At 71.9% G+C, this 22,564-nt stretch carries 20 protein-coding genes and 2 pseudogenes; 11 read left to right on the top strand and 11 right to left on the bottom strand.

What is annotated here, in order from left to right; translation table 11 throughout:
* Positions 1-245: 245 nt before the first annotated feature.
* Positions 246-641, bottom strand: a complete 396-nt coding sequence (locus ACWD4O_RS00850) for a cell division protein SepF (RefSeq protein WP_450945413.1) — start codon at positions 639-641, stop codon at positions 246-248.
* Between the two features lie 186 nt (positions 642-827).
* Here ACWD4O_RS00850 and ACWD4O_RS00845 point away from each other — a divergent pair, with 186 nt between their 5' ends.
* Positions 828-2,618, top strand: coding sequence for a hypothetical protein (locus ACWD4O_RS00845; RefSeq protein ID WP_451276065.1), 1,791 nt, complete (start codon positions 828-830; stop codon positions 2,616-2,618).
* Positions 2,619-2,685: 67 nt separating this feature from the next.
* Here the strand turns inward: ACWD4O_RS00845 and ACWD4O_RS00840 are convergent, their stop codons facing one another.
* Complete coding sequence (locus ACWD4O_RS00840; protein WP_451276063.1) at positions 2,686-3,204, bottom strand: YceI family protein; 519 nt, start codon at positions 3,202-3,204, stop codon at positions 2,686-2,688.
* A gap of 139 nt (positions 3,205-3,343) precedes the next feature.
* Here ACWD4O_RS00840 and ACWD4O_RS00835 point away from each other — a divergent pair.
* The 3 genes and pseudogenes from ACWD4O_RS00835 to ACWD4O_RS00825 form a co-directional block, all read left to right on the top strand.
* Positions 3,344-3,838: pseudogene (locus tag ACWD4O_RS00835) on the top strand (MarR family winged helix-turn-helix transcriptional regulator); the annotation flags it as partial.
* A 308-nt stretch (positions 3,839-4,146) separates the two neighbouring features.
* A complete protein-coding gene (locus ACWD4O_RS00830) occupies positions 4,147-4,752 on the top strand; it encodes an RNA polymerase sigma factor (RefSeq protein WP_451276061.1) in 606 nt (201 codons plus the stop codon).
* Positions 4,745-5,779, top strand: a complete 1,035-nt coding sequence (locus ACWD4O_RS00825; protein ID WP_451276059.1) for a hypothetical protein — start codon at positions 4,745-4,747, stop codon at positions 5,777-5,779. The genes ACWD4O_RS00830 and ACWD4O_RS00825 overlap by 8 nt, the downstream gene beginning before the upstream one ends.
* 61 nt (positions 5,780-5,840) lie before the next feature.
* Here the strand turns inward: ACWD4O_RS00825 and ACWD4O_RS00820 are convergent, their stop codons facing one another.
* Positions 5,841-6,524 carry a TetR/AcrR family transcriptional regulator gene (locus tag ACWD4O_RS00820; RefSeq protein ID WP_451276057.1) on the bottom strand — a complete coding sequence of 228 codons (684 nt, stop codon included), beginning with the start codon at positions 6,522-6,524 and terminating at the stop codon, positions 5,841-5,843.
* Between the two features lie 278 nt (positions 6,525-6,802).
* Between ACWD4O_RS00820 and ACWD4O_RS00815 the strand changes: the two genes are divergently transcribed.
* Genes ACWD4O_RS00815 through ACWD4O_RS00800 form a run of 4 tightly spaced genes read left to right on the top strand, consistent with a single transcriptional unit; the run spans position 6,803 to position 10,731 of the window.
* Positions 6,803-7,735, top strand: a complete 933-nt coding sequence (locus tag ACWD4O_RS00815; protein WP_451276055.1) for an ATP-binding cassette domain-containing protein — start codon at positions 6,803-6,805, stop codon at positions 7,733-7,735.
* Positions 7,735-8,586, top strand: a complete 852-nt coding sequence (locus ACWD4O_RS00810; protein ID WP_451276053.1) for an ABC transporter permease — start codon at positions 7,735-7,737, stop codon at positions 8,584-8,586. The genes ACWD4O_RS00815 and ACWD4O_RS00810 overlap by 1 nt, the downstream gene beginning before the upstream one ends.
* Positions 8,587-8,611: 25 nt before the next feature.
* Positions 8,612-10,066: a sensor histidine kinase gene (locus ACWD4O_RS00805; protein ID WP_451276051.1), complete on the top strand. Its 1,455-nt coding sequence runs from the start codon at positions 8,612-8,614 to the stop codon at positions 10,064-10,066.
* Positions 10,063-10,731, top strand: coding sequence for a response regulator transcription factor (locus ACWD4O_RS00800; RefSeq protein ID WP_351906889.1), 669 nt, complete (start codon positions 10,063-10,065; stop codon positions 10,729-10,731). The genes ACWD4O_RS00805 and ACWD4O_RS00800 overlap by 4 nt, the downstream gene beginning before the upstream one ends.
* Before the next feature lie 90 nt (positions 10,732-10,821).
* On the opposite strand, the pseudogene ACWD4O_RS00795 reads toward ACWD4O_RS00800, so the two are convergent.
* The 4 genes and pseudogenes from ACWD4O_RS00795 to ACWD4O_RS00780 form a co-directional block, all read right to left on the bottom strand.
* Positions 10,822-11,592 (bottom strand): annotated as a pseudogene (locus ACWD4O_RS00795) (AMP-binding protein); the annotation flags it as partial.
* Positions 11,589-13,184: a bifunctional 3-(3-hydroxy-phenyl)propionate/3-hydroxycinnamic acid hydroxylase MhpA gene (gene mhpA, locus ACWD4O_RS00790; RefSeq protein ID WP_451276048.1), complete on the bottom strand. Its 1,596-nt coding sequence runs from the start codon at positions 13,182-13,184 to the stop codon at positions 11,589-11,591. The gene mhpA and the pseudogene ACWD4O_RS00795, both read right to left, overlap by 4 nt.
* Positions 13,185-13,191: 7 nt before the next feature.
* Positions 13,192-14,142 carry a fumarylacetoacetate hydrolase family protein gene (locus ACWD4O_RS00785; protein WP_451276046.1) on the bottom strand — a complete coding sequence of 317 codons (951 nt, stop codon included), beginning with the start codon at positions 14,140-14,142 and terminating at the stop codon, positions 13,192-13,194.
* Positions 14,139-15,284, bottom strand: coding sequence for a VOC family protein (locus ACWD4O_RS00780; protein ID WP_451276044.1), 1,146 nt, complete (start codon positions 15,282-15,284; stop codon positions 14,139-14,141). Before ACWD4O_RS00780 ends, ACWD4O_RS00785 begins: the two co-directional genes overlap by 4 nt.
* A 134-nt stretch (positions 15,285-15,418) precedes the next feature.
* Between ACWD4O_RS00780 and ACWD4O_RS00775 the strand changes: the two genes are divergently transcribed.
* Positions 15,419-16,054, top strand: a complete 636-nt coding sequence (locus ACWD4O_RS00775; protein WP_451276042.1) for a TetR/AcrR family transcriptional regulator — start codon at positions 15,419-15,421, stop codon at positions 16,052-16,054.
* 47 nt (positions 16,055-16,101) lie between these two features.
* On the opposite strand, the gene ACWD4O_RS00770 is transcribed toward ACWD4O_RS00775, so the two are convergent.
* Both ACWD4O_RS00770 and ACWD4O_RS00765 read right to left on the bottom strand, forming a co-directional pair.
* Complete coding sequence (locus tag ACWD4O_RS00770; RefSeq protein ID WP_451276040.1) at positions 16,102-16,923, bottom strand: LmeA family phospholipid-binding protein; 822 nt, start codon at positions 16,921-16,923, stop codon at positions 16,102-16,104.
* Positions 16,924-17,018: 95 nt separating this feature from the next.
* A complete protein-coding gene (locus ACWD4O_RS00765) occupies positions 17,019-17,729 on the bottom strand; it encodes a TetR/AcrR family transcriptional regulator (RefSeq protein ID WP_451276038.1) in 711 nt (236 codons plus the stop codon).
* Positions 17,730-17,853: 124 nt separating this feature from the next.
* Here ACWD4O_RS00765 and ACWD4O_RS00760 point away from each other — a divergent pair, with 124 nt between their 5' ends.
* Complete coding sequence (locus ACWD4O_RS00760; RefSeq protein ID WP_451276036.1) at positions 17,854-19,488, top strand: MFS transporter; 1,635 nt, start codon at positions 17,854-17,856, stop codon at positions 19,486-19,488.
* Positions 19,489-19,559: 71 nt separating this feature from the next.
* Positions 19,560-20,531 carry an aldo/keto reductase family protein gene (locus ACWD4O_RS00755; RefSeq protein ID WP_451276034.1) on the top strand — a complete coding sequence of 324 codons (972 nt, stop codon included), beginning with the start codon at positions 19,560-19,562 and terminating at the stop codon, positions 20,529-20,531.
* Between the two features lie 100 nt (positions 20,532-20,631).
* Here the strand turns inward: ACWD4O_RS00755 and ACWD4O_RS00750 are convergent, their stop codons facing one another.
* Together ACWD4O_RS00750 and ACWD4O_RS00745 are read right to left on the bottom strand one after the other, a co-directional pair.
* Positions 20,632-21,309 carry a 4-carboxy-4-hydroxy-2-oxoadipate aldolase/oxaloacetate decarboxylase gene (locus ACWD4O_RS00750; RefSeq protein ID WP_451276032.1) on the bottom strand — a complete coding sequence of 226 codons (678 nt, stop codon included), beginning with the start codon at positions 21,307-21,309 and terminating at the stop codon, positions 20,632-20,634.
* Between the two features lie 9 nt (positions 21,310-21,318).
* Positions 21,319-22,560, bottom strand: a complete 1,242-nt coding sequence (locus ACWD4O_RS00745) for an aspartate transaminase (protein WP_451276030.1) — start codon at positions 22,558-22,560, stop codon at positions 21,319-21,321.
* Between the last annotated feature and the right edge of the window lie 4 nt (positions 22,561-22,564).

Below are 22,564 nucleotides of genomic sequence, written 5' to 3'. Positions count from 1 at the left end.
CGGTCAGGCCGCCGGCCCAGCAGCGGTCCGACGCCCGTCCTATGCCAGCACGACGCCAGCACGACGACGGTCCTACGCCAACACAGCGACGGTCCTACGCCGGCGCCCGGCGGCGCTCCGACGTCGGCCCGGCGGCAGCCCGGCGGCAGCCCGGCCTGGAACGTCGCCCTCTGCCCTCTGCCCTCTGCCCTCTGCCCGCCGCCCGCCGCCCGCCGCCTGCCGCCTACCGCCTACCGCCTACCGCCTCAGACCCTAGGAGCCCCCGCCCCCTCCATGATCCCGCTCACCTCTGTGCCCGGTGGGGTCAGCAGGAAGACGTTGCGGTCGACCCGGTGCATGCCGCTGGCCAGGCCGAAGACGACTCCGGTGGAGAAGTCCAGGACTCGCTTGGCGGTGTCGGTCTCCGCGCCCGTCAGGTCGAGCAGCACCGGGATGCCCGCCATCAGTGTCTCGGCGACCTCGCGGGCGTCCGCGAAGACGTTGACCCGCAGCACGACGAAGCGGCGCCGGCTCTCCGGCTCGGCGGCGGGCAGCGAGCGATGGTCCACCGCCGACGGCCACGCGTCCCGGCCGCGCAACGGAACTACCTGAGCGAGCCCTTCCCACTGTTCATCGGTGACGTCGTAACGGTTCACCGGCACCCCCCGAACTGACTCGCCTTCAATGCCTGCACCAGCCAATTCTTACGCCAAGTCACCCGTTCGGCCCAACAGCGACACGGACCGCCACCGCTTCGGTTGTCGCGCAGTCGTCTCTTACCCCCGCCACACCGGATTCTTCCCGCCCGAGCGCACCTCGTTCACCAGCCCCGATTACGTTGCGAAACCGTGTACTTGGCAGAAGCACCGCTGGTGACACCCGCCCGAGAGCCGGCCCCGGCGGTGTCCGCCGGCGAGGGACCTCCCGAGCAGTGGCATCGCGTCCTGACGCTGCTCGCCGCCGTCAGCCTCTTCATCGGCACCCGCACGATCTGGTCACAGGCGGCCGGTCACCGCCTCGCCGTGGCCGCGGCCATTTCGGTCTGCTACGCGTCGATCCTCCTCTGCGGTGTGCTCGCCCTGGTGGTCCGGCGGGGTCGTACCCTGGCCCGCGTCGACCTGTGGGTGCTGGCGACCGGTGTGACGCTCGTGCTGTGCGCGTGGGCGATGAACCACAAGGGCGGTGACGAAGCGGTCCTCACCACCCAGGCCGCCCGGGCGCTCGTCGCGGGCGACCCCGTCTACGGACAGCCCTGGCCCTGGCTCTTCGGCCACGGCATCGCGCTCACCCCGACGATGGGCGGCGGCTACGACTACACGTACGGCTATCCCCCGCTCGCCCCGCTGCTGACCGCGCCGCTGCTGTGGATCGGGCACGGCGGCGCCCCGGCGACGGCGATGGCCACCGGCGCGCTCGTCGTCGGCGCCGTGGTGCTCTGGCGGATGCTGTCGACGCCGTGGCGGCCGGCGGCGACGATGGTGTGCCTCGGCTTCTCGTTCCTGCCGATGTACGGACGGCAGGGCTACCCGGCGATCCTGGCGCTGGCGCTGCTGATCCCGGTGGTGGTGCGCTGGCCGCGGATCGGGCGGGGCGGACGGCTCGGCGGGGCCGGGATCGCGCGGGCCGCGTGCCTGGGCGCGGCGTGCGCCGCACAGCAGCTTCCCTGGTTCGTGACGCCGTTCCTGCTGGCCGGGCTCTATGCGGTGCGCCGCGGTGAGCTGGGCCCGCGGGGCGCGGCAGGCGTGCTTCTGCGCCTCGCCGGGGTCGCGGGCGCCGTATGGCTGTTGATCAACACGTACTTCATCGTGCACGAGCCCGGGACCTGGCTCGGCGGGATCGCGCTGCCGCTCACCCAGGGCGCGGTGATCCATGGTCAGGGTCTGGTGGGCATCTCGCTGTATCTCACGGACGGCAGCGACCGGCTCGACTGGTACGGCCGCGCGAGCATGCTGCTCGCGGCGGGGCTGCTGGCGCTGTTCGTGCTGTTCGTGCGGCGGCTCGGTCCGGCGGCCGCCGTGCTGCCCTGGTGTGCCTTCTTCCTGGCGACACGCTCGCAGGACGGTTACTACCTGATGATGACGCCGCTGTGGCTGGCGACCGCGGTCACCGTGCCCCTGTCGGAGTTCGCCGGGGCCTGGCAGCCGCGCCCTCGGTGGTCGGCGGGAGCGCGTCGGCGTCCGGCGCGGATCGCCGCGGCCGTGCTGGTCGTCGTCCCGGCCCTGGCGAGCGCGACGGCGGCGGCGACGGGGACGCCCCCGCTGGACATGCGCATCACGTCGGTCCGGCATGCCACGTCGCCCACCGCGAGGACGACCGCGACGAGCACCACAAAGGGCACCGCGAAGGGCACCGCGTCAACTGCCGTGTCGTCGATGACGCTTCGGGTGGAGAACACCGGTGACAGCGACCTGGCGCCCCACTTCACACTCACCACCGGCCAGGGCATGGACTCGTACTGGACGATCGCGAAGGGCCCCCGCACCCTCTCCGCCCACACCGTGGCCGTCTATGAACTCCGGCCGCCCGCAGGGGAGTTCCGCCTGCCTCGCCCGGGTGTGCGGATCCGGCTGCGGGCCTTCACGGCGACGCCGCAGACGCTGTCGAGTGCGGACGTGGGGCCCGCGCTGCGCACGTCGTGACGTACGCCGTCGTCCTGACGGTGCGTCAGTGTCAAGTGCCAGTCACCGCACATGAAGTGACCGTCCGTCAGGCGGTCGTGGAGCGCGTGAAGCGGAGCGTGGTGGTGACGGTGGTCAGGCCGCGGATCATGCCCATCTGGTTCCAGCCCAGGCCGAACTGGTCGCGGTCCACGGTGAATTCGGCGTCCAGGGTGACCGCGTCGGAGTCCGCCTGGGTCAGTCGCGCGGTGAAGGACTGCGGTCGGCTGATGCCGCGGACGGTCAGCTGACCGGACACCTTCACGGCCTTGTCGGCGCCGAGTTCGGCGGTGCGCACGGCGAAGGTGATCTGGGGGTGGTTGTCGGCGTCGAAGAAGTCCGCGCCGCGCAGATGCGTGTCCCGCTTGGCGTTCTTCGTGTCGAGGGAGGCAGCGTCCAGGGTCAGCGTGCCGGTGGCGGCCCCGTCGGCTCCCACCTCGCCCGCGCCGCCGACGCCGGTGAACACGCCCTTGACGGTGACCAGGCCCCACATCGTCTTGTGCCTCAGGGCGACGGTCGAGGCGCCCGCGTCGAGCTTCCACAGTCCGGTTTCGACGGCGACGGTCATGGCGGTTCTCCTTGATGGTGCGATCAATGGTCCAAATTTGGATGACACTGCTGAAGGACCACGCTAGCCGGTAATCCAAATCTGAACAACCAGATCTCGCAAGGTCATGCAAATTTGGACTACGGATACACTCAGAGCTATGGCAGAGCCCGCTGACACCCCCGCCGAGCTGCCCCCTTGTCCGTCCGCGCAGGGTGCAGGCGCCGGCCTGCTGCCACCCGAGCTGCGCGGCTGGATGCTGCTGCTGGCCGCGACGGGGGCGGTGGAGCAGCGGCTGCGTTCGGTGGTCAAGGAGCGGCTGGACGTCTCGCACGACGAGTTCCTGATCCTGTGCCTGCTGGCGGAGCAGCCCCGGGAGGGCCTGCGTATGACCCGCGTCGCGGAGCTGCTGGGCCGCCCCAAGACCCGTCTGACCTACCAGATCGCCTGCCTTCAGCACGCCGGTCTCGTCACCCGCCAGTCGGTCTGCGGCGACAAGCGCGGCGTCGAGGTCGCCCTCACGGACAAGGCCCGCCGTCTGCTGCGGGAGGCGTCCGGCGCGCTCGCCGAGACGGTCACCGAGGCGCTGGCCCACGTCATGGGCCCCGAGCAGTGCGCCGCCCTGAGCGGTCTGCTGCCGGGCGCGACCACGGAAGCGGAGCGCGAACCGGGCGCGGCGGCCGAACCGGGCGCAGGGACCGAACGGGGCGCAGGGACCGAACGGGGCGCAGAGGCCGAACCGGACGCGGCGGCCGAACCGCAGCGCGAGCCGCAGCCCCAGCCGCAGCCTCAGTCCCAGCCCCAGCCCCAGCCCCAGCCCCAGCCGCAGTCCGCCGTCGTCGACTGACCGGCCGTCTCCCTGACTCCCGTCCCGCCCGTGAACCCTTTCGGAGGCTGCGGGTAATGAGGGGTGTCACCCCGTCGACGAGGTGACACCCCATCGACGGCAGACACGGAGACCGTGTGAACAGCCCACCCGCCAGACCCGATGACGACGCCCGCCTCATCGCCGACTCCCTGGACCGACCGGAGCTCTTCGGCGAGCTCTACCGACGGCACGCGGCCGTGATCCACCGGTACGCGGCCCGCCGGCTGGGCGATGAGGCGGCCGAGGACATCACCGCCGACACGTTCCTGAGCGCGTTCCGGATGCGCAAGCGCTACGACCGCGACCGGCCCGACGCCCGTCCCTGGCTGTACGGCATCGCCGCGAACCTCATCGGCAAGCAGCGCCGTGCCGAGGTCCGGGCCCTCAGGGCGCTCGCCCGCACCGGTCTCGACCCGGTGGCGGCCTCCTGGACCGACCGGAGCGACAGCCGGGTCACCGCCCACGCGGTGCAGGGCCCGCTGGCCGGGGCGCTCGCCGGGCTGTCCCGGGGCGACCGGGACGTCCTGCTGCTGATCGCCTGGGCCGACCTCGGCTACCAGGAGGTCGCCGAGGCGCTGTCCATCCCGGTGGGCACGGTGCGCTCGCGCCTGAACCGGGCCCGCAAGAAGGTCCGCCACGCCCTCGGCGGAGTCGACCCCACCCTCGTACACGACGTCGCGGAGATGATCGGCCATGGATGAGATGACAGCGGTGCGGTCCCTGCGGGCCGACGCTCCCGTACCTGACCACGCCCGGCTCACCCCCGCCCGGCAGCGACTGCTGGACGAGATCGCCGAGCCCCGGCGCTTCCGCATCGGCTTGCGCGCCGGATCCCGCACCGGCCGGCGGCTCAGGACCCTGGGGGCGGTCGCCGCGGTGGTGGCCGCGGTGTCACTGTCCACGCTGCCCCTGCGACCGGACCACTCTTCGCCGACGACGCCTGGGTCCGCCTCCTCGACCCGGCCGAACCAGTGGGTGTATCAGAACGTCCAGTTCGACGCTTGGTCGTGCCTGTCCGTCAGCAGCGGCGACATGTACAGCGAGGTCGGCTTCCTCGCCCTGTCACCCAACCCCGGGAACCCGTGCGCCCCCACGCCGACGAGGCAATTGGACACCACACGGTGGATCCGCTACGACGGCGAAAAATTCACGCTTCCGAGTTCGAAACAGACCGGCCCCGACGCCCCACGGCATATCGCCGTTGGTGGCAGCGCCGAGATGCTCTCACCCCAGGACACGGACACCCTCGTGGCCGCGCTCCCCGACGACCCCGACGCCGCCCTGCGGATGATCCTGAAGAAGTCCATCCCCACCCGGGTGGTCGACGCCTCGCGGCTGACCCAGGCACAGCGCGACTTCAACGAGATCCTGGAGATCCTCTCCGCAAGCACCGTCCTGCCGCCCGACAAGGCGCACACGATCTACCGGATCATCATGGGCCTGGACGGGGTGACCGAGCCGGTCGAGGTGACGGACAGCGACGGCCGGACCGTCCTCGCCATCGGCATCGACGGCAACTTCCGCGACAAATCCTTCGCAGCCAACGCCATCCAGGTCCTGCTGGATCCGGACACCTACGCCTATCGGGGCGTCCGGTGGGTGGCCGGTCTGGACTACTACGTGGGCGGCAAGGCATCCGGCGGACCGTTCGTCGCAAAGGGCACGGTGATCGGCACGGCGACCCGCGTCTCCACGGCGATCGTCGACGCGTCGGGCGAACGCGGCTGAGTACTCCCCCTGCGGGATGGACGCGATCGGACGGCCCGGCTATCCGGGCCGCTCGATCGCCTCAGTCTTTTGTGCCTGTGCCTGTGCCCGCGCCGGCATCGGCACCGGCGTCCTGCCCCGTGCCCGCCGCCGACAGGACGTCGTCGACCACGGCCCGGGCCCGTCCCTCCGGCACACCCGCCGCCACGAGCGTGGCGACGGCCGTCCGCGTCCCGTCGTCCTCCAGCGCGCCGGTGTTGACCTCCTCCAGCAGCGCGATGTGCATGCCCTCCAGCCCGGCGCTCAGCACGGCGGGCGGCAACTGCGTGTGGAAGACGCCGGTGCGCTGGCCCCGCGCCAGGATGGACGTGACCTCGTCGCGGGCGGGGGCGAGGATGTCGGCCACCCGCTCGATGCCGAGGTCGCGCTGGGCGAGGGCGAGCAGCAGCCGGTAGCGGTCCCCCACCGGCCATATCGACTGCACGAAGACCGCGAGCGCCCGCTCGGCCGGGTCCTCGGGACGCGCCGCGACCGCCAGCACGGCGCGCAGCGCCTCGGACGCCTCCTCCGCGAGCGCCTCCAACAGCGCCGCCCGGCCGGGAAAGTGACCGAAGAGGGTGCGCCGTACGACGCCGGAGGCCCGTGCGATCTCTTCCAGGGTGACGTCCGGATTCCGGCCGAGCTCCTGACGTGCCGTGGCCAGGATGCGAGCCCGGTTGGACCGCGAATTGCGCCGCTGCGGCTCGCGGGCCACGGAGTGGGTCACGGAAAACCTCGGTGGTTCGGTACGGACGAACGGGCGTCCATTCTGGCGGATCTTCGCCACGAGGGCGACCCAGGGCCCCGCAGAAGCCACCCGGATGCGACCCGGATGCGACCCGAGGATGACGCGACGACGGACGCGGTTGGTACCGCGGTACCACCCGGGCGCCGAAGATTCCCCTGCGGTCCCAGGGTCCCGGCCCGCGGCGCTCGTAGTTTCGAGGGCAGGCACCGCGGCGCACTCCGCGGCCGAGTCCCAGGCAGGAAAGGCCAGGCCCTCCCATGATCGAAGCGCGTGAGCTGACGAAGCGGTACGGCGACAAGACGGTCGTCGACAAGCTGAGCTTCACCGTCAAGCCCGGTGAGGTGACCGGCTTCCTCGGGCCCAACGGTGCGGGCAAGTCCACGACCATGCGGATGATCGTCGGGCTGGACTCCCCCACCAAGGGCTCGGTCACCGTCAACGGGCGCTCCTACGCCCGGCACTCCGCGCCGCTGCACGAGATCGGCACCCTGCTGGAGGCCAAGTCCGTGCACCCCGGGCGCAGCGCGTTCAGCCATCTGATGGCGCTCGCGTACACGCACGGCATTCCGCGGCGCCGGGTGGACGAGGTCATCGAGCTGGCCGGGCTGACCAGCGTGGCAGGCAAGCGCGTCGGCGCCTTCTCGCTCGGCATGGGACAGCGGCTCGGCATCGCCTCGGCGCTGCTCGGCGATCCGGCGATCGTCATGCTCGACGAACCGGTCAACGGCCTCGACCCGGAAGGCGTGTTGTGGGTGCGCAACCTGCTGCGCGGGCTGGCCGACGAGGGCCGGGCCGTGATGCTCTCCTCGCACCTGATGAGCGAGACCGCGCTGATCGCCGACCATCTGGTGATCATCGGACGCGGCCGGCTGCTGGCGGACACCACCGTCGACGGCTTCACCCGGGAGGCCGGCGGCGGGGGCGTGAAGGTCGCCACCGCCGAGGCCGTGAGACTGCGTGCGCTGCTGGCCGGCCCGGACGTCACGATCAGCTCCTCCTCCGCCGAGGAACTGCTGGTCAGCGGACGGGACGCCCGTGAGATCGGCGTGATCGCCGCCCAGCACGGTGTGGCGCTGTACGAGCTCACCCCGCAGTCCGTCTCCCTGGAGGCGGCGTTCATGGACCTCACCCGCGACGCCGTCGAGTACCAGAGTGCTCCGGCCGACAGCACCGAGCGAAAGGCAGCCTGATGACCGTCACCGGCCTCGCCCCCGTCCCTGCCCCCGACTCCACTGCTGCCCGCACGACGCCCTACAAGGTGACCGGCGTCCGGGTGCTGCGCTCGGAGTGGGCCAAGTTCTGGTCGCTGCGCTCCAGTTGGATCACGCTGGGCGTCGCCGTCGTCCTGCTGATCCTCTTCGGGGCGATCGCCAGTTACACCTACAGTCCCGGCGTCGTGAACGACGGACCGCCCGGTCCGGGTTCCGGCGGTGAGAGCGATGCGGTCAGTCTGGCCCTGACCGGTGTGACCTTCGCGTCGCTGGCCATCGGCGTCCTCGGGGTGCTGCTGTCCGCGGGCGAGTACACCACCGGCATGATCCGCTCCACCCTCGCGGCGGTGCCGCGCCGACTGCCCGTGCTGTGGTCCAAGGCCGCCGTGATCGGGCCGATCGCCCTGGTCCTGACCACCGTCGGCGCGCTGGCCGCCTTCCTGCTGGGCACTCCGGGCCTGGACGGCGAGAGCATCTCGCTCGCCCTGGGCGACGACGGAGTGCTGCGCAGCCTGGCCGGCGCCGGTGTCTACCTCGGTCTGGTGGCGGTGTTCGGCGTGGCCCTGGGCGTGCTGATCCGCTCCTCCGCGGGAGCCATCGCGGCCCTGGTCGGCGTGCTGCTGATCCTCCCCGGCCTGGCCTCGCTGCTGCCGGACTCCTGGTACGACACGCTCAGCCCCTACTTCCCGAGCAACGCGGGGTCGGCCGTCTACGCCCTCCACCAGTCCTCGGACGCCCTCTCCCCCGGGGCCGGCCTGGCGGTCTTCGCCGGCTGGGTGGCGCTGACCCTCGCGGGGGCGGCCTTCCGGCTCGTCCGGACCGACGTCTGACCTGGGCGCGAGGACAATGGCGTCCATGACTGCGCACCGTGCGGGAGCGCCGGCGGACACCGGACGGGGGACGGCCGACCGGCCGTCCCCCGCGTTCGACGCCGCGTGGGCGCACCCGCTGCTGGGACGTCTGCTGCGCGACCAGAGCCGTCGGCAGCGGCTGGACCGCCGGCATCCGTGGCTGCTCGACACAGCGGTGGTGCTGTTCGTCGTCGCCGTCACCGTGCCCAACCTGATCTGGGGCGACGGCGACTCTCCCTTCCGGGACGCGGACGCCCGTGCCCAGGTGCCGGCCGGCGTCCTGTTCGCGTTCGTCGCCGCGCTCGTCGTTCCGCTGTGGTGGCGGCGCAGGGCGCCGGCCGTCACGTACTTCGTGATCGCGCTGGTGTCGGTCGTCCAGTGGTCGCTGGGCATCTGGCTGCCGACCGGTCTCTCGGCCCTCATCGCCCTGTACACGCTGGCCCGGAAGGGTTCGCTCCGGGTGCTGGGCTGGGCCGCCGCGCTGACCGCCGTCGAACTGCTGCTGGCCGCGTTCGTCCTGGTCCCGATCGAGCGTCCGCTGCTCGGCAGCTTCTTCATGCTGGGCACGGTGACGGCGGCCGTCACCCTCGGTCTGACCCTCCGGATCCGCGGGATGTACCTGGCGGCTCTGGAGGACCGGGCCAGGCGGCTGGAGATCGAGCAGGAGCAGCGGGTCCGGCTCACCGCCGCCGCCGAGCGGTCCCGGGTCGCGCGCGAGATGCACGACATCGTCGGCCACAACCTCTCCGTCATGGTGAGCGTCGCCGACGGCGCCGCGACCCTCGCCGCCAACCGGGGCGAGCAGTCCGTCGAGGCCCTGCGCATCCTCGGCGACACCGGACGCCAGGCCATGAGCGAGCTGCGCCGGGTGCTGGGCGTCCTGCGCGAGGAACCGGAGGGCGAGCGGATGCTCAGCCCCCAGCCGGGGATCCGCGATCTGGATGCCCTGGTGGCGCGGGTGCGGGCGGCGGGACTGCCGGTGACCTACCGGACCGTGGGCGATCTGGACGCGCTGAGCGACGGCGTGCAGCTCACCGTGTACCGCATCGTCCAGGAGTCGCTGACCAACACGCTCAAGCACGCGGGGACCGGCACGACCGCCGAGGTCGTCATCGCCGTCGAGGCGGGGCAGGTGCGGATCCGGGTCGCCGACACCGGCGCCCCGCCGGGAGCGCCCCCGCGGGCGAGGCCGGAAACGCGGGACGACCGTGCCGACGATCCCGGCCACGGCCTCGTCGGCATCCGCCAGCGAGCCGCCATGTACGGCGGCACCGTCGTCGTCGGCCCGCGCGACACCGGCCACGGCTGGCTCGTGGACGTCGTCCTCGACGCACCCTCCGCGCCCTCCACCCCCTCCGCCTCTCCCGCCCCTTCCACGCCCTCCGTCCCTTCCGCACCTGCCGCCCCGGCCGCGTCGTCCCCGTCGGCGCCAGGAGAACAGCGAGAACAGCTGCCATGACCACCGTGCTGATCGCCGACGACCAGCCCCTGCAGCGCATGGGCGTCCGCATGCTCATCGAGGGCACGCCCGGACTGGAGGCGGTGGGCGAGGCCGAGCACGGCGCCGAGGCCGTCCGGCTGGCCGCGCAACTGCGTCCCGACGTCGTCCTCATGGACATCCGGATGCCCGGCATGGACGGCATCGAGGCCACCCGCCGCATCATCGCCGCCGGCGGCCGCACCCGCGTCCTCATCGTCACCACGTTCGATCTGGACGAGTACGCGTACGACGGCCTGCGGGCCGGAGCCAGCGGCTTCCTGCTCAAGGACGCCCGTCCGGAGGAGCTCGTGGCCGGCATCCACGCGGTCGCGACCGGCGACGCCGTCGTGGCCCCCCGGCTGACCCGCCGTCTGCTGGACGCCTACGCCCACCAGGTACTGGCGCCGGCCGACGCCCCCGCCCCGGAGGACCCCCGGCTGCGGGCCCTCAGCGACCGCGAGCGCGAGGTCCTGGTGGCCGTCGGCCAGGGCTGGACGAACACCGAGATCGCCGAACGGCTCGTCCTCACCGAGTCCACGGTGAAGAAGCACGTCGGACGGGTCCTCGCCAAGATCGGGGCGCGCGACCGCGTCCAGGCCGTGATCATGGCGTACGACGCCGGGCTGGTGAGGGCCAAGCAGTAGCCTCCCCGGATCGGGGTCGGGCGCGATCGGGGTGGGGGTCGGGCGCGCTCGGGGTCAGGCGCGCCGTGAACCCGTCGCCAGCAGTCCGTCGACCACCAATGCCGCCAACGACTCGGCGGCGGTGGCGAGTTGCTGCGACGAGAGGGGCTCGGGCCTGCCCAGGCGGCGTGCCAGCGGCAGGTCCACGTGGCCGACCAGCAGGGTCGCCTTCAGGGTGGGCAGCGCACGGGCCAGTTCGAGGGCGGCGTCACGGCGGTCGTGGGCGGCGCCGTTGAAGAGGTAGCCGTCGGCGGCGACCAGGACGGTCAGCTCGAGCTGGGCGAACCGGTCGGCGGCCGCCCTGGGCACGTAGTCCTGCCCGCACACCGACCAGACGGCGCCCAGGCTCGCGGCGGCCAGGAACGCGACGACGGCGTGCGGGGTGTTGGGCAGGTACCCGACGACCCGGTCGCCCTCGCCGACGCCCAGGTCGCGCAGGGTGGCGGCGACGGAGGCGACCTGGGAGCGCAGCCGCCGCCCGGACACCTCGTACCCGGAGCCCGTCTCGTCGAGGGCGATGATCGCCGCGTCGTCGTCCGCGAGGTTCCGCAGGGCGTGGTGGGCGTAGTTGAGGGCAGCGCCGGGGAACCACCGGGCGCCCGGCATCCGTTCCTCCTCCAGCACCCGCTCGTAGGGGGCGTCCGCGTCGACGCCGAAGTACTGCCACACCGCGCTCCAGAAGCCCTCCAGGTCGGTCACCGACCAGTGGTGCAGGGCGGCGTAGTCGGTGCCGTCCAGCCCGACGCGGCGGGCGAAGTCCATGATGCGGCTGCCTTCGACGGCCTGCGCGTCGGGCATCGTGAAGGGGTCCGGCCTCGTCATCGTGCGGCGCTCCTCGGCAGGCTTTTCTCGGCTGTCGGTGGGGAAGGAAGGGGGCTGCGCGCGGTGTGCAGAAGGGCCGCCCAGGCCGCGGTGTCCGTGAAGTCACGGCCCCCGGCCGGGACCATGTCCATGACCACGCGGTCGGGGCGCAGCAGTACGGCGGCCGCCCGGCCGGCGCGCAGCCAGGCGGCGAGCGTGCCGTCGTCGCCGAGTTCGCTCACGGGCACCGCCCGGACGCCGAGCCCCTGGGCGAGCGCGCGCAGCGAGGGCGAGGGTTCGGCGGCGGTCAGGACGGTGAAGGCGTCGCCGAGCAGCTCGTCGAGGCGGGTGGGCCGTCCGCCGGCGTCGGCCCAGGGCTGTGGACAGTGGGTGCCCACGAGACCGCGGCGGACACCGCGCCGGACGAGCGGCCCCGCCGTCAGGGGCGGGCTGAGGTTCCCGCCGGCCGCCGTGGTCAGGCCGGGGATGCGGCAGGCCACGGCCAGGAGTCTGCGGCGCAGCGCGGCGGCGCCGTCCTGGCCGCCGGTCATGGCCCAGCCCATGGCGACCGCGAGCCGGATCACATGCCGGGCGTGCGGCTTGCGCTCGCTCTCGTAGGTGTCCAACAGCCGTTCGTCGCCGCCCTGTCGGAGTACGCGGGCGAGTTTCCAGGTGAGGTTGTGGGCGTCCCGCAGCCCTGTGCACAGCCCCTGGCCGATGAACGGCGGGGTGAGATGGGCGGCGTCGCCGAGGAGGAAGACCCGTCCGCTGCGCCACCGGTCGGCGATACGCGCCCGGAAGGTGTACGCCGTCTCGCGGACGACCTCGAAGTCCCCGTCGTACGAGCGTGGCAGCCAGGGCGCGACCAGTTCGCGGACCGGCTGCTCCTGTCCGTCGCGCAGCCGGAACTCCCAGCGGTAGCTGTCCTCTCCGACGCGCATGAAGGTCGCCGGCCGGTCCGGGTCGCAGACCTGGTCGACCCCCTCCCAGCAGCGGACGTCGGCTGTCGTCCGCACGTCGACGACGGTCCAGCGCTCCTCGAAGCGCAGGTCCTCCCAGGCGGCGCCGATGGCCTCGCGGGTGAGGCCGTTCGCTCCGTCGCAGCCGAGGACCGCGTCGGCCCGGAGGTGATGCTCACCGGCGTCGTCGCGGTAGGTCACGCGCACCGGGCCCTCGGTGTCCGGCCCGATGCCGGTGACCTCCGCCCCGCCGCGCAGTTCGCACTCCGGGCGCCGGGCCAGCGCGTCGCGCAGCACGCGCTCCAGTGCGGGCTGCTCGAACATGCTGGTCTGCGGGTAGCCGTGCGGCCCGTGCCCGGAGCGCCGGAACTCGGCCATCACCCGGTGCCGGGCGTCCAGCAGTCGCAGCCCGTTGCCCGGGCGGGCCATGGCCGCGAACTCCTCGCCGACGCCGACGGCCTGGAGGATCCTGCGCACCTCGTCGTCGGCGACGAGGGCGCGCGGGAGCGGATAGACGTCGTGGTGGCGTTCCAGGACGAGGCTGCGGACTCCACGTCGGGCGAGGAGGAGGGCGGCGGTCACGCCCACCGGTCCGGCGCCGATGATCACGACGGGGACGACCGGCAGGTCCGACGAGTGCTGTTCGGCGGTCATGTGCGGCTCACCTCGGGTCCTGCTGCGCGTCCGTGACGGGCGTGCACTGGCGGCCGAGGTCGATCCGACCGTCCGGGGTCGAGATCGTCGCCGTGATCACGTCTCCCGCGTGCAGGTAGTGCGGGTTGCGCGCCTGGCTCTTGAAGAACGCCTTCCACTTCACGGCGGGCGGCAGCAGCGCGCCGATCTTCTCCACCGGCTTGGGCGGGGCCTTGAGGGCCGTGCCACCGGGGGTGCCGGTGAGCAGCAGGTCGCCGGGGGCGAGGGTCTGGAAGCGGGCCAGCAGGGTCAGCGCCTCGGCGGGCCGGACGATCATGTCGGCGAGGGTGCGGTCCTGGCGCAGCTCGCCGTTGACGCTCAACTTCAGCCGCAGGTCGAGGAGTCGGGTGAACTCCTCCGGCTCCAGCAGGGTGAGATACGGGCCGGTGGGCGTGAAGGTCGGGTACGACTTGCTCTCGTAGAACTGCGTCTTCGTCAGCTGGACGTCACGGGCGCTGACGTCATCGGTGATCACCAGCCCGGCCACGTAGGAGGGCAGGTCCCGCTCCTCGACCACGGTGCCGATGGGCAGGGACGCGCCCATGACCAGGCCGAGTTCGATCTCGTAGTCGAGGAACTTCACATGGGAGGGACGGACGACGGCGTCCGCCGGGCCGCCGACCGAGCCGGACGCCTTGCGGAAGAAGGCGGGCGGGATGTCGCCGGTGAAGCCCGAATCACGGGCGTGGCTACGGTAGTTGACCATCTGGGCGACCACCCGGCAGGGCGTGGTGACCGGGGAGAGGGCGGCCAGGTCGGCGACGGGGGTGCCTGCCTCGCCGGAGCCGGCGGCCTCGTCGACAGCGGCCCGGTCGGCCAGCAGCTCGGCGGTGGTGACGGCCTTGGTGTCGATACGGACGGCGCGCGTGTCGCGCACCACCCACCAACGGTCGGCAGTGCGCAGGACGTTGGTGCTCATGAGTTCACGGCTTTCAGCAGGCCCAGCAGCCGGGCGGGGTCGAGTTCGTTGTCACCGCGCAGGGCGTGCAGCACCTCGCGGAGTCTGGCGGGGGAAGGCGTGGCGCCGAGGAAGTCGCGGGTGGCCGGCGGGCCCCACTGGGCGAGGCCGCTGGTCGACATGGGCGCCCAGCCGGGTTCGACCTCGCAGGAGAACAGGTCGCCGTCGGCGAAGTGCTCGAGCATCAAGTGGTCGGGGTCGCGCCAGTAGTCGAAGAGCTGACTGCCCTGGATGTGCCGGCCGATGCCCCAACTGCGCCGGTAGCCGCGCTCGTCGAGGTACTCGCCGCCGGCGGCGATCGAGTCGAGGTCGGTGACCTGGTACGCGGAGTGGACATAGCCGTTGCCCGGCCCCAGGTGCATGGCCAGCGTGTGGTGGTCGGCCGGGACACCGCCCAGGTCGCAGCGGACGAAGGCCATCGTCGGACCACGACCGCGCTGCCCGTCGAGGAACAGGAAGTCGGAGACGATCATCCCGAGGGTGTCCAGGTACCAGTCCAGGGCGCGGGCGAACACCCGTGTCTCCAGCACCACATGACCCAGTCGCTGGATGCGGGACGGCTCGCGGGGCGGGCGCTGGGCGGCATTCGTACGACGGTGATCGGTGCCGGAGTTGAGCGGCAGCGGCCGCTGTCCGGGCAGTTCGGGCAGGGGCACGGCGCAGTGCACCACGCGCACCGGGAAGCCGGACGGGTCTAGCAGGCCGACCGCCTTGCCGCCGCCCGGCACGTCCGCGTCCCGCACGTCGGTACCGGTGGCGCGGGCCAGTCGGTCCAGGTCGGCCCGCTCGGCCGCGCGGAACGCCGGGCCGATGAAACGGGACGTACGACCGCGTCGGATCACCATGCAGGGCGAGCCCGCGAAGGTGCCCCGCAGCCAGAGTTCCTGCTCGGTGCGCGCGGCGATCTGGAAGCCGAAGTCCCGGGCGAAGACCTCGGCCCGGTCCAGGTCGGGCTTCTCGAACTCCAGCCAGGCCAGGTCCGCCACCTTGATCACGGGATTCCGGGACCGGCCCGGATGCTCGCCGCGCAGGGCGCCCTGCTCGCTGTGGAGGTCCTGGTGGGCCGTCTTGAGATCGGCCCCGTTGACGCGGGTTTCAGACATCGTGCCCTCCGAGCAACATCGCCGTAATGAGGAAATCATCAAGTGTGACAGTTCCGTCGTCAAGATGTTCACGGCAGGAAATGATGAATTCATCAGGACTGCTATCGCCATCGTCACGCGGTTACACTCTGCGCATGCCTACGTCAGCCCTGCCCGGCAACCGGTTCGAACGGCGTCGCGCCGAGACTCGCGGGGCGCTCGTCCGCGCGGCCCGGCAGATCCTCGCCGAGACCGGCGACACGGGCGCCAGCATCCAGGCCATCGCCGAGCGCGCCGACGTCGGCTTCGGCTCGTTCTACAACCACTTCGAGTCCAAGACGGAGCTGTTCGAGGCGGCGGTGGTGGACGCCCTGGAGGAGTTCGGCCAGACCTTCGACGAGCGGCTGAGCGGGATCGACGACCCCGCGGAACTCGTCGCGGCCGGCTTCCGGCTCAGCGCTCGCATGGCCGACTCCCACCCGGAACTGATGCAGGTGCTGCGGCTGCGCGGCCTCGGCCGGCTCCACTCGGACAACGGCCTGGCGACCCGCGCGCTGCGCGATCTCCAGGTCGGCATCGCCTCCGGTCGCTTCACCGACGTCGAGCCGGTCGTCGCCCTCTCCGCGCTGGGCGGAACCCTGCTGTCCCTGGTGGAGCTGCGGTTCGCCCGCCCGGACCTGGACGGCGACGAAGCCGCGGTGAACCTCGCCGAAATGGTCCTGCGCATGCTGGGCGTCCCGCCGGACGACGCCCACGAGGTCGCCCGCCGCCCCCTGCCCGACCTCGCCTGACCTCGCCCTGTCCTCTGGCCTCGCCCCGCCTCCGGCGACGCACGCCCTCACACGGTGGACGGCGCGCTCGGGCGGAAGGTGACCGAGTGGCCGACGAAGACGGCGTCGATCCCGTCCCCCGTGGTCGTGACCGACTTCAGACCCAGCCCCTCGGGCATGTTCCGCAGCGGGACGGGCTCGTCCAGAGCCTTGTCGAGCAACGCCTTCAGGGGAGGGATCAGCTCTCCCCGGACGGCACGGACGTCCTCGAAGGCGATGCGGTTGCCGCCCGCCGCGGAGACGGCCGCGCTCACGGTCACATCGCCGACGAGCGGCAGAGTGGCCGTCGCGTTGATCCGCCCCGGCTCGTCGCCCCGCGACACCTCCACGCCGAGCGCGGCGGACACGTCCTCATAAGAGAGGAACGCGGTCGCCTCGACGCTTCGGGCATGGGCCTCGTCGGCGCTCCCCGAGGTCTTCAGATCGTCGAGGCCGACGGTCAGCTTCGTCACCGGCAGGGGCCGCGTCGATCCGTCGGCAGGTATGTCATGGGCGGTGAGGTCGACGTGCCGCAGGGTGCCGTCGGCCAGCTGGGTCAGCACAGGAAAGCCGCTGACGTGCACCGATGGCCGATCAGCGGTTCCCATGCCCTCCTGGAACGCCTCGGCCGTACGGCTTTCCGCACGCGCCGCGGCGACCCGGTCGACGGCGACGCCGCCGATCAGCAGCGCCGCGAGGGACACGGCGGCGATGATCCGGCGCCGCCTCCGCGGCGCCGGCGGGCTCACGTACACGGCATCGCTGTAGTACGGCTCGTCGGCGAGTTCGCCATCGAGCTGGGACCGGGACCGGGAGGACCAGGACTGGGACTGGGACCGGGACTCGTGCATGGGTGCTCTCTTCGGGAAGTGCTCGGGATGTACTCGGGGGCTCGGAATGCGCTCGGCATGCGCTCGGGATGTGGGTCGGGATGCGCGTCTGAGATCTAGGCGCCGAAGCGCTCGGGCCGGCCGAGTCTTCGGACACAGGCGACGGCGAGGTCGCCGTCCACGCCCATCGCGATCAGGGCGGCGGTCGCGGTGCGCGTGCCGTCGTCGGTCCAGGTCCCGGCGTTCACGCACTCCAGGAGCCCCAGCAGATGCCCCTCCAGTGCCCGGCTCAGCGGACCGGGCGGAACGCCGGTCTGGAAGGCGCCCTGCCGCTGCCCCTTCGCGATGATCGCCGCCGCCGCGTCCCGCGCGGGGGCGAGGATCTCGGCGACCCGCTCGGGCCCCAGATCCTGAGGGGCGAGCCGGAGCAGCGTGCGGTAGCGATCGCCGACGGGCCACACGGCGAGGACGAAGCGCGCCAGCGCTGTGCCGGCGTCCGACACGGGATCCCCTCGGGCCGCGACCGCTTGCCGCAGCGCCTGCGCGGCGTCCTCCACCAGCCCCTCCACGAGCGCGGCCCTGCCGTTGAAGTGGCCGTAGACGGTGCGGCGCACCACGCCGGCGGCTTCGGCGATGTCGGTGAGGCTGCTGTCGGGGTCGCGGCCGAGTTGCCGCCTGGCCGCCTCGAGGATGCGGGCCCGCGTGCGGCGGGTCCGACTGCGTCCTGCGGTTTCTGCGGTTCCTGCAGCTTCTGCGGTTCCTGCAGCTTCTGCGGTTCCTGCGGTTCCTGCGATTTCTGCGGTTTCTACGACGTATGCGCTGGTCATGTCGGGGCCTCCGGTCGACGGGCGGGAGGGCCGTTCGATAGTTGCACACGGATGGGCAATAAACTAGTCTGCACACCAGTGGGCAAATAACTGCCCGTCCTGCCGTGGCCCGAGGAGTCTTGCGATGCCGCTCGTTGTGAACACACCCGCCGAGAAGCTGACGGAGCCGTACCCACGACGCTGGTGGGCCTTGCTGGTGCTCTGCCTGAGCCTGCTGATCGTCGTCATGGCGAACACGTCACTGATCGTGGCCGCGCCGGACATGACCCGGGACCTGGGCCTGTCCAGCAGCGACCTGCAGTGGGTCATCGACGGCTACACCGTCCCGTATGCCGCGCTGATGCTGGTGCTGGGCTCGATCGGCGACAAGTACAGCCGTCGCGGCGCGCTCGTCCTGGGCCTGCTGATCTTCGCGGGCGGCTCGGTGATGGGCGGACTGGTCGACGAGACCTCCCTGGTGATCACGGCCCGCGCGATCATGGGCGTCGGCGCGGCGGTGGTCATGCCGGCCACCCTGTCGCTGCTGGTGGCGATGTTCCCGAAGGGCGAGCGCGCCAAGGCCATCACCGCCTGGAGCGCCACCTCCGGCCTCGCCATCGCCGTCGGCCCGCTGACCGCCGGCTGGCTGCTGGAGGACCACGCCTGGGGCTCCACTTTCCTGATGAACGCCCCCATCGCGGTCCTCGGCGTGCTCGGCGCGCTGCTGCTGGTACCGCCCTCCAAGGCCGAGGGCATGGGCCGCATCGACTACGTCGGCGGTCTGCTGTCGATCGTCTCGGTCGGATCCCTGGTCTACGCGACCATCGAGGGCCCGCACTTCGGCTGGGGCGCCGGCCCGATCACCGCGGCCGTGGTCGCCGGCGTGGGCCTGCTGGCCTTCGTGGCCTGGGAGTTGAAGCACCCGAACCCGATGCTGAACGTGCGCAAGTTCACCGAGCGCCCCTTCGGCGGCTCGATGCTCGCGGTGCTGTTCTTCTTCTTCGGCACCTTCGGCTCGATCTACTACTCCACCCAGTTCCTGCAGTTCGTCCTCGGCTACGACGCCCTGGAGACCGGCGTACGGCTGCTGCCGCTGGCCGGAGCGGTCTTCGTCGGCGCGGCGGTGACCGGGCGGCTGGCCCCGAAGCTGGGCGTGAAGCCGGTGGTGGGCGCGGGCATGGTGATCGGCACCGCGGGCGTCTTCCTGCTCACGCAGATCGAGTCCGGCTCGACGTACACGGACTTCCTCGCATCGCTGCTGATGCTCGGCTTCGCGATCGGTCTGAGCCTGGCCCCGGCCACCGACACCATCATGGGCTCCTTCCCCGAGTCCGAGCTGGGTGTGGGCGGCGGCGCCAACGACACCGCGCTGGAACTCGGCGCCTCCCTCGGCATCGCGATCCTCGGTTCGCTGCTCGCCACGTCCTACAAGGACAAGCTGACCGACCTGGTCGGCGGCCACCTCCCGGCCGCCGCGCTGGACACCGCGAAGGACTCGGTGGGCGGCGGCCTGGCGGTCGCCGAGCAGGTCGCGAAGAATCCGAACGGCGGACCCCAGCAGGCCCAGTCCCTGGTCGACGCGGTCCAGGAGTCCTTCGCCCACGCCATCGCCCACACCAGCCTGATCGGCGCGATCATCATGGCCGCCGGAACCGTGATCGTCATCGCCGTGCTGCCCGGCCGCAAGGCCACCGGCAGGCACGACGACGAGGAGGAGACGGCGGAGAACTCGGAGCAGACGGAGAAGGCGGAGAAGACGGAGACCGTGGGCGCGGCCTGAGCCCGCAGCCCCGGAGGATCGCTCCCAGCCGGCAACCGCCGCAACAGCGGGACCGTAAGTAGGGTCGCACCATGGAATTCCGCAAACTCGGCCGCAGCGGTCTGACGATCAGTGAGATCGCGTACGGCAACTGGCTCACCCACGGTTCCCAGGTCGAGGAGGACGCGGCACTCGCCTGTGTGCGCGCCGCCCTCGACGCGGGGATCACCACCTTCGACACCGCCGACGTCTACGCGCAGACCCGGGCCGAGTCCGTCCTCGGCCGGGCGCTGAAGGACGAGCGGCGGGAGGGCCTGGAGATCTTCACCAAGGTCTTCTTCCCGACGGGCCCGGGACCCAACGACCAGGGCCTGGGCCGCAAGCACATCATGGAGTCGATCGACAACTCGCTGCGGCGGCTGCAGACCGACTACGTCGACCTGTACCAGGCGCACCGCTACGACCCGTCGGTGCCGCTGGAGGAGACCATGGAGGCGTTCGCCGACGTGGTCCACTCCGGCAAGGCCCACTACATCGGCATCTCCGAGTGGACCGCCGACCAGATCCGCAGCGCCCACGCGCTCGCCCGGGAGCTGCACATCCCGCTGGTCTCCAGCCAGCCGCAGTACTCGATGCTGTGGCGGGTGATCGAGGACGAGGTCGTGCCGACCTGCGAGGAGCTGGGGCTCGGGCAGATCGTCTGGTCGCCCATCGCCCAGGGTGTCCTCACCGGCAAGTACGCGCCGGGCGCCCCGCTGCCGGCCGGCAGCCGTGCCACCGACGAGAAGGGCGGCGCGACCTTCGTCGGCCGATTCCTGCGGGACGACGTCCTGGAGCGGGTCCAGCAGCTCAAGCCGCTCGCCGAGCAGGCCGGACTGTCCCTGGCCCAGCTGGCCGTGGCCTGGGTGCTGCAGAACTCCAACGTCTCCGCCGCCATCATCGGCGCCTCCCGGCCCGAACAGGTCACCGAGAACGTCAAGGCGGCCGGGGTCAAGCTGGAGGCCGACCTCATGCAGGCCATCGACACGGTCCTCGGCCCGGTCGTGGTGCGCGAAGCCCCCTAGGACCTGTCCGGCCGATCATGCCGCAGACGCGGGGGCCGCTCCGGCAGGAGCGGCCCCTGTTCCGCGTCGACCGGTGACGGGCCCGCAGGAGCCTCCCCCGCTACTCGTCCTCGATCACCAACCCCTTGGCCGCGAGCAGCGGTCCGAGACCGCACATCTCGGCGACCGTCCTGCCCGCCCGGTACGCGGCGATGTACCCCGCCTCCGCGTCGACCCGCTCCTGCGAGGCGGCGGCCGTCTCCGCGGCGTTCTCGCGGCGGACGACGACCGCGCCGTCCGCGTCGGCGCGCAGGACGTCGCCGGGGCGGACGAGTACGCCGCCGACGGTGATCGGCTCGCACATCGGGCCGACGGTCTCCTTGACCGTGCCCTTGATGGACACGCTGCGGGAGAAGACCGGGAAGCCCAGGGCGCGCAGGTCCTCGGTGTCGCGGACGCCGGTGTCGGTGATCAGGCCGGCGAGGCCCTTGGCCTGGCAGGCGTTGGCGAGGACGTCGCCGAAGGAGCCCGCCTCCTCGTAGGCGCCGGCGGACACGACCACGACGTCCCCGGGGCGGGCGTAGGCGATGGCGGTCTGCAGCATGAGGTTGTCGCGGGGGGCGCACTGGACGGTGAAGGCGGGGCCGCACAGGGACATGCGGTGGTCGACCGGCTTGATGGCCGAGTCCAGCGCGCCGAGTCGGCCCTGTGCCTCGTGGATGGTCGCCGAGGAGAAGGCGCTCAGCCGCTCGACCAGGGCGGGCTCCGGCCGCTCGAACTTGGTGCTGACGCGGATCATGACGGCCTTTCAGACGGAAGGAACGGAGGAGGGAGCGGAGGCAGCGGGCTCGGCGGACAGTGCGGCGCAGGCGCTCGCCAGGCGCTCGCACGCCTCGGTGAGAACGTCCGCCGACGTGGCGAACGAGATGCGGAAGTAGCCGGGCGCGCCGTAGGCGGTTCCGTGGATCACCGCGACCTGCCGGCTGTCGAGCAGATAGCGGGTGAAGTCCTCGTCGTTCTCGATCCGGGTGCCCTCCGGGGTCCACCGGCCGATCAGCTCCTGGCAGTTGACCAGGAGGTAGAAGCCTCCGTCCGGGACGGTGCAGCCGAGTCGGGGGATGTCGTTGACGAGCTTCACCGTCGCGTCGCGGCGGGCGCGGTAGACGCGGACGGTGTCCCGGACGAAGTCCTGCGGTCCCGTGAGCGCGGCGGCAGCGGCGGCCTGGCTCACGGAGGAGGGGCAGGAGGAGGTCTGGGACTGGAGGGTGTTGATCGCGGTCACCAGATCCGTCGGACCCACGCCGTAGCCGATGCGCCAGCCGGTCATCGCGTACGTCTTGGAGACACCGTTGGTGAGGAACACCCGGTCGGCCAGGCGGGGTTCGACGGTGGCCAGGGACGGTGCGTCCTGGTCGCCGTACCAGATCTCGTCGTAGATCTCGTCGGTGAGGACGTGGACCTGCGAGTGCGCCAGCAACACCTGGGCGAGCGCGTGCAGTTCGGCGGTGGAGTAGGCCGATCCGGTGGGATTTCCCGGGGTGTTGAGGACGACCCAGCGCGTGCGCGCGGTGATCGCCGCCTCGAGCCGCTCCGGCGTCAGTTTGAAGCCGTCGGTCTCGGGGCAGTCGACGACGACCGGGGTGCCGTCGTTCGCACGGACCATGTCCGGATAGGACACCCAGTAGGGGGCGGGGACGATGACCTCGTCCCCTTCGTCCAGGGTGGCCATCAGGGCCAGGAAGATGACCTGCTTGGCTCCGCCGCCGACGGTGATCCGCGCGTCGGTGACGTCGAGGCCGTGGCGCTCGCGGAGCTTCGCCGTGATCGCGGCGCGCAGCCTCGAAGTGCCGTTCACCGGCGTGTACTTGGTCTCGCCCGCCTCGATCGCCTCGATCGCCGCGGCCTTCACGTGCGCGGGGGTGTCGAAGTCGGGTTCGCCCACGGTCAGGTCGAGGATGGTGAGCCCCTGGCTCTTGAGTTCGCGGACGCGCTGCGCCGCCGCCGTGCTGGGCGAGGGGTTGATGCGCCGTACTCGCTGGGCCGTGTGCATGCGA

Source organism: Streptomyces sp. NPDC002623, from assembly GCF_053592635.1.
The sequence above is the reverse complement of the archived record's forward strand: the minus strand, read 5'-3'. Positions and strand labels throughout refer to the sequence as shown.

Coding starts and splice junctions, on each gene's coding strand:
- ACWD4O_RS00810 (WP_451276053.1), top strand. CDS start 7,735: ATGACCGTCACCGGCCTCGCCCCCGTCCCTGCCCCCGACTCCACTGCT.
- ACWD4O_RS00755 (WP_451276034.1), top strand. CDS start 19,560: ATGGAATTCCGCAAACTCGGCCGCAGCGGTCTGACGATCAGTGAGATC.
- ACWD4O_RS00745 (WP_451276030.1), bottom strand. CDS start 22,560: ATGCACACGGCCCAGCGAGTACGGCGCATCAACCCCTCGCCCAGCACG.
- ACWD4O_RS00750 (WP_451276032.1), bottom strand. CDS start 21,309: ATGATCCGCGTCAGCACCAAGTTCGAGCGGCCGGAGCCCGCCCTGGTC.
- ACWD4O_RS00785 (WP_451276046.1), bottom strand. CDS start 14,142: ATGAGCACCAACGTCCTGCGCACTGCCGACCGTTGGTGGGTGGTGCGC.
- ACWD4O_RS00805 (WP_451276051.1), top strand. CDS start 8,612: ATGACTGCGCACCGTGCGGGAGCGCCGGCGGACACCGGACGGGGGACG.
- ACWD4O_RS00815 (WP_451276055.1), top strand. CDS start 6,803: ATGATCGAAGCGCGTGAGCTGACGAAGCGGTACGGCGACAAGACGGTC.
- ACWD4O_RS00780 (WP_451276044.1), bottom strand. CDS start 15,284: ATGTCTGAAACCCGCGTCAACGGGGCCGATCTCAAGACGGCCCACCAG.
- mhpA (WP_451276048.1), bottom strand. CDS start 13,184: ATGACCGCCGAACAGCACTCGTCGGACCTGCCGGTCGTCCCCGTCGTG.
- ACWD4O_RS00770 (WP_451276040.1), bottom strand. CDS start 16,923: ATGCACGAGTCCCGGTCCCAGTCCCAGTCCTGGTCCTCCCGGTCCCGG.
- ACWD4O_RS00760 (WP_451276036.1), top strand. CDS start 17,854: ATGCCGCTCGTTGTGAACACACCCGCCGAGAAGCTGACGGAGCCGTAC.
- ACWD4O_RS00765 (WP_451276038.1), bottom strand. CDS start 17,729: ATGACCAGCGCATACGTCGTAGAAACCGCAGAAATCGCAGGAACCGCA.
- ACWD4O_RS00825 (WP_451276059.1), top strand. CDS start 4,745: ATGGATGAGATGACAGCGGTGCGGTCCCTGCGGGCCGACGCTCCCGTA.
- ACWD4O_RS00840 (WP_451276063.1), bottom strand. CDS start 3,204: ATGACCGTCGCCGTCGAAACCGGACTGTGGAAGCTCGACGCGGGCGCC.
- ACWD4O_RS00775 (WP_451276042.1), top strand. CDS start 15,419: ATGCCTACGTCAGCCCTGCCCGGCAACCGGTTCGAACGGCGTCGCGCC.
- ACWD4O_RS00800 (WP_351906889.1), top strand. CDS start 10,063: ATGACCACCGTGCTGATCGCCGACGACCAGCCCCTGCAGCGCATGGGC.